The organism is Nonomuraea sp. B1E8 (assembly GCF_039871515.1).
In the GTDB taxonomy this organism is placed as follows: domain Bacteria; phylum Actinomycetota; class Actinomycetes; order Streptosporangiales; family Streptosporangiaceae; genus Nonomuraea.
In genome coordinates, this window is record NZ_JBDPLS010000001.1 from 440,632 (window position 1) to 455,729 (window position 15,098).

14 protein-coding genes are annotated in these 15,098 nt (G+C 72.7%); 4 read left to right on the plus strand and 10 right to left on the minus strand.

The window, feature by feature from the left end:
- Nucleotides 1-647 precede the first annotated feature (647 nt).
- Genes ABGA98_RS01995 through ABGA98_RS02005 form a run of 3 tightly spaced genes read right to left on the minus strand, consistent with a single transcriptional unit; the run spans nt 648 to nt 4,501 of the window.
- On the minus strand, nt 648-2,612 hold the full coding sequence (locus ABGA98_RS01995; RefSeq protein WP_347616430.1) for an acetoacetate--CoA ligase: 1,965 nt from the start codon (nt 2,610-2,612) through the stop codon (nt 648-650).
- Nucleotides 2,613-2,670: 58 nt separating this feature from the next.
- Entirely contained in the window at nt 2,671-3,528 is an 858-nt protein-coding gene (locus ABGA98_RS02000) for a serine hydrolase (RefSeq protein WP_347616431.1), read from the minus strand.
- A gap of 43 nt (nt 3,529-3,571) precedes the next feature.
- A complete protein-coding gene (locus ABGA98_RS02005; RefSeq protein ID WP_347616432.1) occupies nt 3,572-4,501 on the minus strand; it encodes a LysR family transcriptional regulator in 930 nt (309 codons plus the stop codon).
- A gap of 87 nt (nt 4,502-4,588) precedes the next feature.
- On the opposite strand from ABGA98_RS02005, the gene ABGA98_RS02010 reads away from it, so the two are divergent.
- Nucleotides 4,589-6,199 carry a penicillin-binding transpeptidase domain-containing protein gene (locus tag ABGA98_RS02010; protein WP_347616433.1) on the plus strand — a complete coding sequence of 537 codons (1,611 nt, stop codon included), beginning with the start codon at nt 4,589-4,591 and terminating at the stop codon, nt 6,197-6,199.
- A 43-nt stretch (nt 6,200-6,242) separates the two neighbouring features.
- On the opposite strand, the gene ABGA98_RS02015 is transcribed toward ABGA98_RS02010, so the two are convergent.
- The 7 genes from ABGA98_RS02015 to ABGA98_RS02045 all read right to left on the minus strand — a co-directional run bounded on the left by ABGA98_RS02015 (nt 6,243) and on the right by ABGA98_RS02045 (nt 11,692).
- Entirely contained in the window at nt 6,243-6,950 is a 708-nt protein-coding gene (locus ABGA98_RS02015; RefSeq protein ID WP_347616434.1) for a haloacid dehalogenase-like hydrolase, read from the minus strand.
- Nucleotides 6,951-7,069: 119 nt separating this feature from the next.
- A complete protein-coding gene (locus ABGA98_RS02020) occupies nt 7,070-7,696 on the minus strand; it encodes an HAD hydrolase-like protein (RefSeq protein ID WP_347616435.1) in 627 nt (208 codons plus the stop codon).
- Nucleotides 7,697-7,784: 88 nt separating this feature from the next.
- Nucleotides 7,785-8,222, minus strand: coding sequence for a DUF2690 domain-containing protein (locus ABGA98_RS02025; RefSeq protein ID WP_347616436.1), 438 nt, complete (start codon nt 8,220-8,222; stop codon nt 7,785-7,787).
- A gap of 115 nt (nt 8,223-8,337) precedes the next feature.
- Nucleotides 8,338-8,838, minus strand: coding sequence for a hypothetical protein (locus ABGA98_RS02030; protein WP_347616437.1), 501 nt, complete (start codon nt 8,836-8,838; stop codon nt 8,338-8,340).
- A 125-nt stretch (nt 8,839-8,963) separates the two neighbouring features.
- Entirely contained in the window at nt 8,964-9,611 is a 648-nt protein-coding gene (locus ABGA98_RS02035; protein WP_347616438.1) for an HAD family phosphatase, read from the minus strand.
- A gap of 54 nt (nt 9,612-9,665) precedes the next feature.
- The gene (locus ABGA98_RS02040; protein WP_347616439.1) at nt 9,666-10,337 is read right to left on the minus strand and encodes a response regulator transcription factor; all 672 of its coding nucleotides are present in this window, start codon (nt 10,335-10,337) and stop codon (nt 9,666-9,668) included.
- Nucleotides 10,334-11,692 (minus strand): sensor histidine kinase, encoded by a 1,359-nt coding sequence (locus tag ABGA98_RS02045; RefSeq protein WP_347616440.1) that lies wholly within the window; start codon nt 11,690-11,692, stop codon nt 10,334-10,336. Before ABGA98_RS02045 ends, ABGA98_RS02040 begins: the two co-directional genes overlap by 4 nt.
- A gap of 135 nt (nt 11,693-11,827) precedes the next feature.
- On the opposite strand from ABGA98_RS02045, the gene ABGA98_RS02050 reads away from it, so the two are divergent.
- The 3 genes from ABGA98_RS02050 to ABGA98_RS02060 are packed head-to-tail and all read left to right on the plus strand — an operon-like array spanning nt 11,828 to nt 15,089.
- Nucleotides 11,828-12,745, plus strand: coding sequence for an ATP-binding cassette domain-containing protein (locus tag ABGA98_RS02050; protein ID WP_347616441.1), 918 nt, complete (start codon nt 11,828-11,830; stop codon nt 12,743-12,745).
- On the plus strand, nt 12,742-14,316 hold the full coding sequence (locus ABGA98_RS02055) for an ABC transporter permease subunit (protein ID WP_347616442.1): 1,575 nt from the start codon (nt 12,742-12,744) through the stop codon (nt 14,314-14,316). Before ABGA98_RS02050 ends, ABGA98_RS02055 begins: the two co-directional genes overlap by 4 nt.
- Complete coding sequence (locus tag ABGA98_RS02060) at nt 14,313-15,089, plus strand: ABC transporter permease (RefSeq protein ID WP_347616443.1); 777 nt, start codon at nt 14,313-14,315, stop codon at nt 15,087-15,089. Before ABGA98_RS02055 ends, ABGA98_RS02060 begins: the two co-directional genes overlap by 4 nt.
- The last annotated feature ends 9 nt before the right edge of the window (nt 15,090-15,098 follow it).

The window sequence follows — 15,098 nt, forward strand, 5'->3', positions numbered from 1 at the left end:
ATCGGCGCGGACGTCACCGGCCTGGCTCCGGGCGACCGCGTGTTCGGTCAGGTGGACGGCGCCGCGGCCGAGTACGTGACCGCGCCCGCGGACCTGCTGGCCAGAGCCCCGGAGAGCATCCCGCTCGCCCACGCGGCCACCATCCCGGTGGCCGGGCTCACCGCCTGGCAGGCGGTCCACGAACACGCCCGCATCACCAGGGGACAGCGCGTGCTGATCAACGGCGCGGGCGGCGGCGTCGGCATGTTCGCCGTCCAGTTCGCCCGGCTGGCGGGCGCGGTCGTGACGGCCACGGCGAGCCCGCGCAGCGCGGCGGCGGTCAAGGGATACGGCGCCGATGAGGTGATCGACTACACCGCCACGCCGCTGCCCGACGGCATGGACGTGCTGCTGAACCTGGCCGCCGTCCCTCCGCCGGCCGCCGCCGCGCTGGCCCGGCTCGGGCGCACGGTGGTCACGATCGCCACCCCGATCGAGGGGGGGCACACACTTCGTGACCCGCAACGACCCCGGCCGGCTCGCTCAGCTGGCGGCCCTGGTGGACCGGGGAGACCTGGTCGCCGGCCCGTCCGAGTGCCACCCGCTGGCGGCGCTGGCGGAGATCCACCGCAGGGCGGAATCGGGGCAAACCCGCGGAAAGATCGTCATCACACCGGTCTGAAGTGCCGCAGGACCTCCGGGTTGGCCATGGCGTCGGGGTTGGCCGCCTGCTCGACGGGCGCGCCGAGCAGGATCTTGCGTACGGGCACCTCGAGCTTCTTGCCCGACAGCGTGCGCGGGATGCCCGGCACGGCGTGGATCTCGTTGGGCACGTGGCGGGGCGACAACTCTTTGCGGAGGGCGTCGCAGAGGGCCCGCTGGAGCGGCTCGGTCAGCTCGGCCCCTTCGGCGAGCGTGACGTACAGCAGCAGCCGCCCCTCCTGGCCGAGCTGGCCGGTGTCGATCACGAGGCTGTCGGCGACCTCCTCGAACCGTTCGACGACCCGGTAGAACTCGCTGGTGCCCATGCGGACGCCGCCGCGGTTGAGCGTCGAGTCGGAGCGGCCGTAGATCACGCAGCTGCCGTCCTCGTTGATCTTGATCCAGTCGCCGTGCCGCCACACGCCGGGGTAGACGTCGAAGTAGCTGCCGAAATAGCGCTCGCCCGACGGGTCGTTCCAGAACTTCACCGGCATCGACGGCATAGGCCGGGTCACCACCAGCTCGCCCACCTCGCCGACGACCGGCTTGCCCGCGGGGTCGTACGACTCCACCTTCGCCCCCAGCGACCGGCACGGGATGATGCCGGCCCTGACCGGGTGGAGCACGGTGGCCCCGACGAAGCCCGTGCACACGTCGGTGCCGCCGGAGAACGACCCGAGCGGGATGCCGGGCAGCTCGGCGGCCAGCCACGCGAACCCCTCGGGCGGCAGCGGCGACCCGGTCGAGCCGACGCCGCGCAGTTTCTCCAGCCCTTCCGGATGGAGGCCGGCCTTCTGCGAGGCCATGATGTAGGGCGCCCCGACCCCGAAGTAGGTCACGTTCTCGGAGTCGGCGATCCGCCACAGCGCCGCCGACGACGGATAGGTGGCCGAGCCGTCGTACAACACCGGCGTGGCCCCCACCAGCAGGGCGCCGACGAGGTAGTTCCACATCATCCAGCCCGTGGTGGTGTACCAGAAGAACACCTCGCCCTCACCCATGTCCTGGTGGAAGGTGAGCGACTTGAGGTGCTCCAGCACCACGCCGCCGTGCCCGTGCACGATCGGCTTGGGCAGCCCGGTCGTGCCGCTGGAGTAGAGGATCCACAGCGGATGGTCGAAGGGCACCCGCTCGAACTCCAGCGGACCCTCCTCGGCGCGCAGCCCCTCCCAGCCGATCACCTCGCCGTGCGGCGGCTCCGTGGCGTGCGCGGGCGCCGGCTCGGCGTGTTGCGGTGCCCGGCCCTCCTCGGCCGCCGCCAGGTAGGGGATCCACACGGTCGCGCGCAGCGAGGGCAGCGCGGCGGCGATCTCGTTGACGGCGGCCGAGCGGTCGTAGCTCTTGCCGTTGTAGTGGTAGCCGTCGACCGCGATGAGCACCTTGGGCTCGATCTGCGTGAACCGGTCGACCACGCTCGGCACGCCGAAGTCGGGCGAGCCCGCCGACCAGATCGCGCCCAGCGAGGCGGTGGCCAGGAAGGCGATGAGGGCCTGCGGGATGTTGGGCACGTAGGCGGCCACCCGGTCGCCGCGCCCGACGCCCAGGCGGCGCAGCCCCGTGCGCACGCGGGCGACCTCGTCGCGCAGCTCGGTGTGGGTCATCTCCTGGCGGGCGCCGTCCTCCGAGACGAACACCAGGGCTGCGCCCCCGGCCCGCGGGCGCAGCGCGTTCTCGGCGTAGTTGAGGGTGCTGCCGGCGAACCACGTGACGCCGGGCATCGTGCCGGACAACACCGGCCCGTCGCCGCGCTCGCCGATCACGTCGAAGTAGTCCCAGATCGACGTCCAGAACTCCTCGGGGTTGTCGACGGACCACCGCCACGCGTCCTCGTAGTCGGCGGGCCGCCCCAGCCACTCCAGGTAGCGGGTCAGCCTGGCCGATGCGACGACCTCTTCACTCGGCTCCCAGACGAGCTCGCCCTCAGCAACCATGTGTCCCATCCTGTCGCTTGATCAACGGAAAGTCATACCCGGGCTTCCCCACAAGTTGCTACTTCCTCAGGTGGTCCACCGCCATACGCGCGGCCGTGCCGATCACCGCGTCGGCGCGGGGCTGGTTGAGCGCGGTGCTGAAGGAGCGGGTGAACACGGCCACCGCGTAGCGCCTGCCGTCGGGATATTCGACGACGCCCGACTCGGTGCGCAACGTCGGGGCCGTGCCGGTCTTGCCGCTGACGGCGACGTCGTCGTACGGGAAGCCGGAGGCCAGCCGGTGCGGCCAGACCTGCTTGTTGAGCGTCGCGCGCATCCAGGCGCACGACTCGGCCGAGGCCGCCTCGTCCCGCCAGATCAGCCCGAACAACTCCGCCATCTCGCGCGGGGTGCTCCGGTTGGTCCGCTCGGGGTCGAGCGCGCTCAGGCGCGCGATGTCGTCGGGATCGACGAACGGCCACGGGTGGCCGGCGTCCTCGCGCATGCTGTCGTTGAACTCCTGGCAACTCTGCAGGACGCGCGTGCCGTGCAGCCCCAGCGCCGCCAGCATCGTGTTGACCGCCTCGCGCCCGACCCTGGCCAGCAGCACGTCGGCGGAGCCGTTGTCGCTCACCGCGATCATCAGGTACGCCAGGTCGCGCAGCGAGAGCGTCACCTCGTCCAGCATCGCCGAGATGCCCGTCGGCCCCGACGACCGGCCGGCCACCGGCACGGTCATCCGGCCCGCGGGGTCGAGCAGCCCGGCGTCGGCCTGCCGGCAGAACTCCACCAGCAGCGGCACCTTGAACATCGACGCCGTGGGCAGCGGCACGTCGGCCCCGTGACCGATCTCCCGGCCCGAGTCGACGTCGACGGCGTGCAGCCAGCCGTTCACGCCGGCCGCCCTGAACAGGGCGTCGAAGTCGGGCGTGCTCACGTGCCCTCCTTCACCGGCCGCGTCAGCGGGTCGCGTCCGCGCCTCATGCCAGCATCCCCGGCCTGCGGCTGATCCGCCGTGCGGGTACGGCGCCCTCGTCCGTCATCCCCGCTCTCTCCTTCAATGTCCGTACGGCCACGGCGGAGAACTCGCCGATCAGGTCGTTGCCGGACGCCGTCGCCATGCGCCAGGCCGTGGAGACCCGGGACATGATCGGCGAGCCTAGCAGCGGCCGCCAGGCCAGCCCCGGGAGCTCTGCCTTCGGCCCGAACGCCACCGCCGCCCCGGCCAGGACCAGCCCGAGCCCGGCGCCCTGGTGCACCTGCGCGGGGACGAAGCCGTGGCGCCGGCATTCCGACAACATCTCGGCGTGCAGCCCTGGCTCGCCCACCTTGGGCGGCATCACCAGCTCGCGCCCTGCCAGGTCGGCCAGGTGCACCTCGCCGACGGCGGTCAGCGGGTCGCCCTCGGCCAGCAGCACGCCCTGCGCCTGCACGAGGATCCGGCCGTACTCCAGGCCGGGCGCGGAGACCGGATGGCGGACCAGGCCGACGTCGATCGTGCCCTCCGCCAGCGCCGTCACCTGGTCGGCGGTCCAGATCTCGGCGGGCGCGAGGCGTACTTCCGGCTTGATCTCGCGGAAACCGGCGACGAGCGCCGCGATCGCGGCGGCGGCCAGGTCGGGCGGGACGCCGACCTTCAGCACCGTGCCCTGGCCCTGCCTGGCCAGTTCGTGCAGCCGGTCCACCCTGGCCACGATCTCGCGGGCCTCGCCCAGCAGCAGCCGGCCCGCCTCGGTGAGCCTGACCTGGCGGGCCGAGCGGTCGAACAGCCGCACGCCGAGCTCCTCCTCCAGGCGCTTGATGCGCTGGCTGAGCGGCGGCTGCGCCATGCCGAGCCGGATCGCGGCGTTGCCGAAGTGGAGTTCCTCCGCGACCACGGTGAAGTAGCGGAGGTGCCGGACAAGGTCCATGAACAGCAACTATATCCAGATATGTATCCTTCGAGCGGCCATATCAGTATTGGACATCCGCGCTCCCGCTCTGGTGTCCTCTCCGTCATGGCACCACAAACGGGGACAAACTATGCCTACCTCCGGCCCGAACGACCGCCGCGGCGCCGGAGCCGGCGATGGCCGTGGATCGTCGCGGGACTGCTCGTCCCGGTCGTCGCGGCCGGCGGCGTCATCTGGGCGCTGCGCACGGAGGGCTCGCCGGAGCGGACGGCCGACGAATACCTCGCAGCCTGGTCGACCCAGGACTACGCGGCGATGCGGGAGCTGGTCGTCGACCCGCCCGCCGACTTCGAGCGCTGGCACCGGCGCTTCCTCGCCGACCTCAAGGCGACCCGGGCCGGCTTCCACCGCCCCGAGCCGTCAGGCGTCTTCGCCCGCTCGGCCTCCGACGGCGTCGTCGGCTTCACCGCCCAGCTGACCGGGGAGCACGACTGGCGCTACAGCGGGGCGCTCAAGCTCGTCGAGAGCGGCCGTAACTGGAAGGTGGCCTGGACCCCCGCCGCCCTGCACCCCCTGCTGAAGCAGGGCCGCTCGCTGCGGGTCGTCACGGAGCGGGGCGACGCGCCCGCGGTCGTGGCCGCGGACGGCACCACCATCAGCACCCCGGACGCGCCCGGCTCCGTGCAGCAACTCGTCGAAGGGATCAAGCAGACCCTTCCCGACCGCTTCAAAGTGCCGGAACGCTCCAGAATCGACCTGTACGAAGGGGACAAGGTCCTCCAGACGGTCGTGAAACCCGCCGGGAAGCGCCCGTTGCGGACCACGATCGACCTGAAGGTGCACCGGTCGGGGGCCCGGGCGCTCGAAGGCGTGTCCAAGCCCCGCTCGCTGGTGGCGCTGCGGGCCTCGACCGGGGAGATCCTCGCGGCGATCAACGCGCCCGGCGGGTTCAACCGGGCCCTGCTCGGCAAATATCCGCCGGGCTCGACCTTCAAGGTCGTGACGGCCTCCGCCCTGGTCGCCGACGGAACCGAGCCGAGCGAGCAGGTCGCCTGCCCCGCCGAGCGGAACATCGGCGGCTTCCCGTTCCACAACGCGGGCTACGAGGACTTCGGCACGCTGTCGTTCCGTGACGCGTTCGCGCATTCGTGCAACACCACGTTCGGCGAGCTCGCCGTGACCGAACTGAACGGCGGCCGGCTCGGCGAGGTCGCCGGGAGCTTCGGCTTCGGCGTCCCGATCACGCCCGGCGTGCCCGCCGTACGGGCGGAGTTCCCCGACCCGAAGGACGACACCGACCTCGCCTCCGCCGCCATCGGGCAGGGCAGGGTGCTGGCGAGCCCGCTGAACATGGCGTCCGTCGCCGCGGCCGTCGCCTCCGGCGCGTACATCCCGCCCAGCCTCGTCAAGGACGAGCACATCCCCGACGCGCAACCGTCCCGGCCACGCCCGCTGGAGCGAGGGGTGGTGGCGGCGCTGCGCAAGCTCATGCCTGCCGTCGTCACCGACGGCACCGCCCACGCCGTACGGTTCCCGGCCGGCACGGCGGGCAAGACCGGCACCGCGGAGTACGGCTCCGGCAAGGAACCGCCCGCGCACTCCTGGTTCATCGGCTACAAGGGGGACCTGGCGTTCGCGGTGGTCGTCGAGGGCGGCGGGGCGGGCAGCGCGGTGGCGGCCCCGATCGCGGCCCGCTTCCTCGACGCCCTGCCCTGACCCCCGCGGTGCAGGCCGGCCGGCATCGCGGTCGAGCGGGAGGTCAGCCGGCTTTGCGGTCGAGAGGGGACGTGAGGCCGGCGACCGCGGCCACCACCTCCGAGGCGTTGGACAGGTCGGGCAGCACGATGTCGGCGCCCGCCTCGCTGAGCTCGGCCGCCGTCGACCGCCCGGAGGCGATCCCGATCATGGCCGCACCGCCGATCCTGGCGGCCTGCACGTCACGCGTGGAGTCGCCGATCACCACGGTGTTGGCCGCGGTGAACGGCACCCCGAGGCGCTGCTTGGCCCGCGACTGCGCGACCTGCAGCAGCGTCGCCTTGGGATAGACCTCCTCGCCGTAGCCGCCGAGCTCGAAGTCGATGTACTTGTCCAGCTTGAAAGCCTTGAGCTTGTGCACGGCGTTGCTCTTGATCGTGCCGGTCAGCACCGTCTGGACCACGCCGTCGAGCTTGGACACCGACTTGAGCGCGTCTTTCGCCCCGGGCATCATCCGGCCCTGCTCGGCCAGCCGCCCGCGCCGGTCGGCGAAGGCCATGGCCAGGGCCGCCAGGAACTTGGGCAGGTGGGCGTCCTCGGCCTGGACGCCGTTGACGGCCAGCGTCTCGAAGACGATCTCGGAGTCGGGGCGGCCCAGCGGGGGAACGAGCTTGACCAGCGGTCGCCCGGTCACGAGGCGGAACGCCTCGGCGTAGGCGTCCCTGGTCACGATGGCGACGTCGACCAGGGTCAGGTCGACGTTCCAGAGCACAAGGCGGTTGATGGCGGCCTCCTGAGGGGGTGATCCCTGCCAAGGGTACGGCCGCGACCGGGCTCAAGGCCCGCGCCCGCGCGATTTTCGTTATGCCCCGAGCATGGCGCGAGCGCTGTCTAGGCGTGGTCGAGGGCGTCGGCCAGGGTGTCGACCACCGGCAGACCGGTGCTTTCGAGATCGGCCCTGGTCGTCATGCCGCCGGTGTAGAGCACCGCCCTGGCTCCCACGTGCTTGGCGGCGAGCCCGTCGTCCACGCTGTCGCCGATCACCAGGATGTCGCTGGGATCGATGCCGAGCGCCGCGATGTGCGCGGTCATGTGGGCCGCCTTCTCGCCGCCGGTCAGCCCGAGCAGCCCGTCGATCCTGGTGAAGTGCCGGGTGATGCCGAACGAGTCGACCTTGGGCACCAGATGGGCGTGCGGCGCCATCGAGCAGAGCGACTGCGTGCCCGTCCAGCTGGAGAGCACGACCTCGGCGCCGGCGGCCAGCCGGCAGCTGTCGCACAACCGGTAGTAGTGCTCGTGGAAGCCTTCGTCGAGCAGCTGCCACTCGCCCTCGGTCAGCGGGCGGCCGAGCAGGCGCTCGTAGGCGAGCCAGACCGGGCGCGTGTAGACCGCGCGGAATCCGTCGGCGGTCATCGCAGGCAGGTCGTACGGCTTGAAGACTTCGTTGGTGGCTTCGACCACGGCGTCGAGATCGTGGAAGAGAGTGCCGTTCCAATCCCAAACAATGTGCTTTGTCATGTCATGACCAGCATAGTGGCCCGGCGTGACATTCCACGGAACACGCGGAGGCCGCGGGCCGTCCGGCCGCGGCCTCCGCTCGCATGCGTCAGCCGCAGGCCTTCGCGGTCGTGCCGGAGCCGTTCTGGCCACCCCGGCCGCCGCCCCACTGCGCGGTGGCGCTGCCCCAGGCGCACATGTTGTTCGCCCAGATCATGTCGCCCCAGTGGCGGCCCCCGTTGCCGGCCTTGTAGGAGAAGGTGTCGTAGCGCCCGTCCCTGGCGTAGACCTTGATGGTGCCGCTCATGCTGGCGCCGACCTTGATCTCGGTCCAGTTGGTCTTGCACCTGCCGGACCACATCAGCTTGATGGTCCCGATGGTGCCATGGGCACGGCTCTTGATCTTCGCGGTCTTCACCGCGCGGGCCGAGTTACCGCAGCCCGACTTGTAGGGGTCCTGGTGGTCGTACGGCTTGGCTGCCTGGGCGTTCGCGGGAGAGCCTGCGAAGAGGGCCGCCGCCGCTACCGCCCCCGTAACGACAGCCACAACTCGAAGCTTCACTGAGAACCGACTCCTTTGGGTAAAGAACAGTGCTGGGTCGGGACAATAGCGGGTAAAGTCACGGGCCGGTCAAGGAAGTGTGTCGGACGTAACGTCACCGTTACTCACCGAGAAGTTCGGGGATCTCCTGGGTCGCATACCACATGAGCTCGTGGGCCTCCGCGCCGTCCACGGTGAACTTCGCGTCGTCGTCGCCCGCGTCGGAGGCCGGCAGCGCGGCGATGGCGGCCTCGATGTCGGCCACCGCGTCGTGGTCGTCGACGTGCACGGCGGCCACCTTGGCCAGCGGGACCGGCCCGGCGAGGCGCACCCTGCCCCGCTCCTCGAGACCGACGCCGGCGGACACCTCGCGGTCCGGCACCTCGGCCGCCACCACGACACGCCTGGGCGCGGCCCTCCCGCCGACGGCGGCCAGCAGGCGCAGCGAGGCGCGGGCCGCCTCGGTGAGCGCGACGTATTCGAGCTCCTCGGTGTCGCCCGAGGCGTACCACTCGGTCAGCGCGGGGGTCACCGCGTAGCCGGTCAACGGGGCCGGGCCCACCTCTCCCGCCTCGACCGCCGCGGCCAGGCCAGGGAGAGTGCACGGCAGATAGACGCGCATGACGTACCTTTCCACGCTTTCGCCAGGGCTCGGCCATCGGGAAACCTGAGCCACCAGACCGACACCTTACTGATCGGCGCCCTGCTCATCAGCCCGCCGCCTGACCGCGATGCCCCGGCAGGTTGTCAGGCCCGGCGCAGCGTGAGGCGGAGGAGGGACTCGAGCTCCGTGATGGTCGACTCCGCGTCGCGGTGGTGGATGCCGGCGATGCCGAGGGCGCGGGCGGCCAGGATGTTGGCCTCGATGTCGTCGATGAACACGCATTCCTCGCCGGGGAGCCCGATCCGGCCGAGGGCGTGGTGGAAGATGCGCGGCTCGGGCTTGCGCATGCCGACCTCGCCGGAGATCACGACCGCGTCGAAGAGGTCGTCCCAGCCGTCGCGGGCATACGTGTTCGCCCAGGAGTTGGAGAGCAAACACGTTTTAAGACCATTTTTCCGCACATCGCGGAGCAAGTCGTACATCTCCTCGACCCGCTCGAACCCCGCGAACATACGATCCAGCAGCCCCTCCGCCACCGGCGGCACCCCGTCGAGCGTGAGCAGCCGGGCCGCGAGATCGCGCTCGAAGGCCGAACCGTCGAGCTCGCCGCGTTCGAGCGCGTGGACCGTGCTCTCCCCCGCGCCGTCGCCGTAAGCGTGATCGACCATCTCGCGCATCACGACGTAGTAGTGCTCGGCGTCGATCCGGTCCTCGCGAATCCACCTGCCGATGGAGTCGGACATGCTCGTCGTGAGCACCCCGCCCCAGTCGATCAGCACACCCGTGACCACGACCACCTCCAGGCTCGAACGTCGTTCCAGAATAAGGTGTCCCGCGGCCCGCGCTCACGCCCGGCCGCGAGGCACCACCAGCCCCGTTTCGTACGCCGCGACGACCGCCTGGGTCCTGTCACGCAGGCCGAGCTTGTTCAGCACGCGGCTGACGTGCGTCTTGACCGTCTCCTCCGTCACCAGCAGCCGCCCCGCGATCTCCGGATTGGACAACCCCTCCGCGACCAGTCTCAGCACCTGCGTCTCGCGCGGGGTGAGCCTGGCCAGCTCCGCCACGGGAGCCTCGCCCCTCGGGCCCTGGCGGGCGAACTCGCTGATCAGCCGCCGGGTGACCGCCGGGGCCAGCAGCGCCTCGCCCGCAGCGATGACGCGTACGGCGTCGAAGAGCCGCTCGGCGGTGACGTCCTTGAGCAGGAAGCCGCTGGCCCCGGCGCGCAGCGCGTCGTAGACGTACTCGTCGAGGTCGAACGTCGTCAGGATGAGCACCCGTGGCCCGCCGGGCCCCGCGAGCAGCCGGGTGGCCTCGATGCCGCCCATGCCGGGCATGCGCACGTCCATGAGCACCACGTCGGGCGACCGCTCGCGGCACACCCGCACCGCCTCGGCGCCGTCGGCGGCGGTGCCGGCGACCTCGAAGTCCGGCTGGGTGTCGAGCAACTCGGCGAACCCGGTGCGCACCACCAGATGATCGTCGGCGATGACGACACGGACCTTGGGACCACTCATCCGCTCGGTCGTTCCTTTCCCGGGAGGCGTTCGTCGCTGCGCGGGAGGCGGGCCTCGACGAGGAACCCCCCGCCCGGCGCGGGGCCCGTGTGCAGGCCGGCGCCGACGGCCGCGGCGCGCTCGCGCATGCCTGACAGACCGTGACCACCCTGCTCATCACCGGGCTCATCACCGGGCTCATTACTGGGCGGTCCCGGCCCGTTGTCGCGGACGCGCAGCCGCACGACCTCGTCACCGTAGTCGAGCTCCACGTCCACGGCCGCGCCCGGGGCGTGCCGCCGCACGTTCGTGAGAGCCTCCTGGATGATCCGGTACGCGGCCAGTTCCACCCCCGGGTCGAGCTCCACCGGAGTGCCGCGCAGGACGAGCCGGGTGACCGTGCCCGACGCCTCGCGCGACGCGTCGAGCAGCTCGTTGAGCTCGTGCAGGCGCAGGCCCGGCTGAGGCCGCCAGGCCGGCTCCGCCTCCGCGTCCTCGCGCAGCACGCCGAGCAACCGCCGCATCTCGGTCAGCGCCGCCCTGGCGGTGTCGCCGATCGCCAGCAGCCGCTCCGCACCGGCGTCGGGCATCCCGGGGACGGCGAGCCGGGCCGTCTCCGCCTGCACGGCGACCATGGAGATGTGGTGGGCGACCACGTCGTGCAGCTCACGGGCGATACGGGCGCGCTCGCCCCTGGCCGCGTGCTCCAGCAAGCTTTCCGACATGACCTGCCGGGCCGCCGTGTCGGCCATCGCCCGGCGGCGGGCCCGCCGCGCGATCCCGGCCAGCGCGGCCGCCGGGGCCGTGCACGCCGCCAGCAGCGCGAGCATCCACGCCTGGCCGTCCGTACGACCGGCCGCCGCCAGCGCCACCGCCAGCAGCGGGAACGGCGCCACGGCCAGCACGGCGGGGACCGGCGGCCCGTGGTGGCCGGACCGGTAGGCGGCGATCAGCTGCGTGACCGTGCCCGCCACGGTGAACGTGTCGAAGGCCGCGATCGACATCACCGCCGCCGCGCAGGCGACCAGGGCCCCCGCGAACGGCTGCGCCCACAACAGCGGCAGCGGGAGCGTGGTGGCCAGCGCGAGCAGCGGCAGCACGATGAGCTGGGCCGGGTCCGGCACCCAGGGCTCGGCGCCACGCGCCCCGGGACCCGCCCGGTCCGCGGTCGGTGGGGCGTCCACAAAGGTGCCCGCGGGCACGCTCACCGTGTCGCCCAGCACCGGCCGCGTCGACGAGAGCGCCGCCAGCGACTCGGCCACGGCGAGCAGCGCCGGCAGCACGCCGGTCGCCAGGGGCGCATACGGCGCCAGCGCCGTGCACGCGGCCGGGATCCGGCGCACCCACGCCATCCGCCTGCCGCCCGCTCGCCTCACGCAAGCCATTGTCACCGCCCCGCGGCCCGCCGCCATCCCTCGTACGAGGGACGGGCCGTCGCGGGCGTCAGGGAGGGCGGAGATGGCTCCGTCGCGTGACGACCGGCACGGGGTCCGCTGCCTAGTCTGCCTGGCGTGGAAGCAACCATCGAAGTCTCCGGGCTGCGCAAGCGGTTCGGCGCGACCCAGGCCCTGGACGGGATGTCGTTCACCGTACGGCCTGGCCAGGTCACCGGGTTCGTCGGCCCCAACGGCGCGGGCAAGTCCACCACGATGCGGGTGGTGCTCGGTCTGGACACCGCCGACGAGGGCAGGGCGCTGGTCGGCGGGCGGCCGTACCGGAGCCTGCGCACCCCCTTGCGGCACGTCGGCGCGCTGCTGGACGCCGGTGCGCTGCAACCGAGCCGCACCGCGCGCGACCACTTGTTGTGGCTGGCCCGCTCCCAGGGGCTGGGCGCCGGGCGGGCCGACGCGCTGCTGGCGCAGGTCGGGCTGGCCGCCGCGGCGAGACGCCGCGCGGGCGGGTTCTCGCTGGGCATGCGCCAGCGGCTGGGGATCGCCGCGGCGCTGCTGGGCGACCCGCCGATGCTCATGCTGGACGAGCCGTTCAACGGCCTCGACCCCGAGGGCATCGTGTGGATCCGCGGGCTGCTGCGGTCGCTGGCCGCCGAAGGGCGGGCCGTGCTGGTGTCCAGCCACCTGATGAGCGAGCTGCAGGACACCGCCGGCCACCTCGTGGTGGCGGGCCGGGGCCGGGTGGTCGCGGACACCAGCGTGGCCGACCTGATCGCGGCCGCGTCCGGTGGCCAGGTCACGGTCCGCACGACGGCACGGGAGCCCGCGATGTCGGCGCTAGCCGGAGCGGGCGCCACGGTGACCGTCACCGGACGTGACACGCTCACCGTCGCGGGGCTGGCCGCCGAGCACGTCGTACGGCTGCTCGGCGACCGGTCCGTGCCGTTCTCCGAGGTGAGCGCCCACCGGGCGACGCTGGAGGAGGCGTACCTCGACCTGACCAGGGATGCGGTCGACCACCGGGGAGCGGCGCGATGACCGCCGTCACCCCCTACCGCTCGGACCTGCGAGCCGGGCGGGACGGGTTCTGGCAGCTCGTACGCGCCGAGTGGACCAAGTTCCGCACCGTTCGCGGGTGGGTGGCCGGCGTGGCGACCGGGGCGCTGCTCATCGTGGGACTCGGATTGTCGTTCGCCGCGGGCAGCCACTCCTCTTGCAGCAATGGGCCGGTGGAGGTGCCGTGTCCCGTCCCTCCGCTGGGCCCCGGCGGCCAGGCCGTGGAGGACCGGTTCTTCTTCGTCCACCAGCCGCTGGACGGCGACGGCGCCATCACCGCGCGCGTCACCTCCATGATCGGCCAGATCCGCAAGCCCGACGCCACCCCTGGCGTCAGGAACGTGGTCGAAGGTGTCGTGCCCTGGGCCAAGGCCGGCCTCATGATCAAGGAGAGCACGGAGCAGGGCGCCTCCTACGCGGCCGTGATGGTCACCGGCAACCACGGCGTGCGCATGCAGCACGACTTCACCGAGGACGTGGCCGGCCGCCCCGGCGGCGTCTCACCGCGATCCCCGCGCTGGCTGCGGCTGACCCGTACGGGTGACACGATCATCGGCGAGGAGTCACCCGACGGCAGGCGGTGGACCCGGGTCGGCACCGCCCGCCTGGAGGGCCTGCCGACGCAGGTCCGCATCGGACTGTTCGCCGCCTCCCCCGGCGACCTCACGATCTCGCCGAACGCCGCCGGCGGGTCCGTCGCGGCGTCCCGCTTCACGGAGGCCACCGCCGTCGCCGACCGGGTCAGCGTGCGCGGCGCCGGAACCGGCGGCACGTGGAAGAACGACGACATCGGCGTCACGATGGGACTCGACGGCGTGACCCCCCATCACCCGGGCCGGCTGGAGCGCTCCGGCGGCACGTTCGCCATCACCGGCGTCGGGGACATCGCGCCCCTCACGGGCGAGAACACCGTCGAGCGCACGCTGTCCGGCGCGATGGCGGGGCTGATCGCGACGATCGTCGTGGGGGTGCTGTTCGTGACCGCCGAATACCGGCGGCGGCTGATCCACACCACGATGCTGGCCAGCCCGCGCCGGGGCCGGGTGCTGGCGGCCAAGGCCGTGGTGATCGGCTTGGTGACGTTCCTCGCCGGGCTGGCCGCCACCGGCGTCACGCTGCCGGCCGGGCGGCGCATCCTGAGCGGCAACGGCGTCTTCACCCAGCCGGTCCCCCTGCTCACCGAGCTGCGCGTGATCGCGGGCGTCGCCGCGCTGCCGGCCGTGGCCGCCGTCCTCGGCCTCGCGCTCGGCGCGCTGTTCCGGCGCAGCGCGACGGCGGTCGTCGTGGCCGTCGCGGCCACCCTCGTCCCGTACGTGCTCGCCGTCATGTCCTTCCTGCCGGAGAGCGTGTCGGAGTGGCTGCTGCGGATCACGCCCGCGGCCGGGTTCGCGATCCAGCAGAGCGTGCCCGAATATCCGCAGGTGATCGCCCACTACGCGCCGGTGGCCGGCTACTACCCGCTGGCGCCGTGGGCCGGCTTCGCCGTCCTGTGCGGCTACACCGCCGCCGCCCTCGCCCTGGCCGCGTACCGGCTGCGCGGGAGTGACGTATGAGACACGCCGTGTACGCCGAGTGGACGAAGCTGCGCACCGTGCCGGGGCCCGGGTGGCTGCTGGCCGGGACGGTCGTGCTGACCGTGGCGCTGAGCGCCGTGGCGGCCGCTTCCGTGACGTGCGCGTCGGCGGGCTGCGGCCACGACGCCGCCAGGATCGGCCTGCAGGGCGTCCAGCTCGGCCAGGCGACGGTGGCGCTGCTGGCCGTGCTGATGGTGTGCGGCGAATACGGCACCGGCCTGATCCGCACCAGCCTCGTCGCGATGCCGCGCCGCACCACCGTCCTGGCCGCCAAGGCCACCGTGCTCACCGGCCTGACGCTGGCCGCGGGGACCGCAGGCGTGCTGGGGTCGGTGCTGGCCGGGCGGCTGCTGCTCCCTGGCAGCGGATTCACCCCGGCCCACGGCTACCCGCCGCTGTCGCCGGCCGACGGCCCGACGCTGCGCGCCGCCGCCGGGTCCGTGCTCTATCTGGCGCTGATCGCCCTGCTCAGCCTGGGCGTCGCCACCGCCGTACGAGACTCCGCCGCGGCCACGGGCGCCGTGCTGGGCCTGCTCTACCTGTTCCCGCTCGCCGTACGGATGGTCGCCGACGAGGGGACGCAGCGGTTGCTCTGGCAGCTGTCGCCGGCCGGCGCCGGGCTCGCGGTCCAGGCCACCACCGACGCCGCCGTCCTGCCGCTCGGCCCGTGGGCGGGGCTGGGCGTGCTCGCCGCGTGGGCGGCGGCCGCGCTCCTGGCCGGCGGGCTGCTGCTGGGCCGGCGCGACGCCTGAACGTCCGGG

What these genes read in the sequence shown, in the direction of transcription:
- ABGA98_RS02060 (WP_347616443.1), top strand. Translation starts at nt 14,313, where the DNA reads ATGAGACACGCCGTGTACGCCGAGTGGACGAAGCTGCGCACCGTGCCG.
- ABGA98_RS02030 (WP_347616437.1), bottom strand. Translation starts at nt 8,838, where the DNA reads ATGCGCGTCTATCTGCCGTGCACTCTCCCTGGCCTGGCCGCGGCGGTC.
- ABGA98_RS02010 (WP_347616433.1), top strand. Translation starts at nt 4,589, where the DNA reads ATGGCACCACAAACGGGGACAAACTATGCCTACCTCCGGCCCGAACGA.
- ABGA98_RS02020 (WP_347616435.1), bottom strand. Translation starts at nt 7,696, where the DNA reads ATGACAAAGCACATTGTTTGGGATTGGAACGGCACTCTCTTCCACGAT.
- ABGA98_RS02005 (WP_347616432.1), bottom strand. Translation starts at nt 4,501, where the DNA reads ATGGACCTTGTCCGGCACCTCCGCTACTTCACCGTGGTCGCGGAGGAA.
- ABGA98_RS02055 (WP_347616442.1), top strand. Translation starts at nt 12,742, where the DNA reads ATGACCGCCGTCACCCCCTACCGCTCGGACCTGCGAGCCGGGCGGGAC.
- ABGA98_RS02040 (WP_347616439.1), bottom strand. Translation starts at nt 10,337, where the DNA reads ATGAGTGGTCCCAAGGTCCGTGTCGTCATCGCCGACGATCATCTGGTG.
- ABGA98_RS01995 (WP_347616430.1), bottom strand. Translation starts at nt 2,612, where the DNA reads ATGGTTGCTGAGGGCGAGCTCGTCTGGGAGCCGAGTGAAGAGGTCGTC.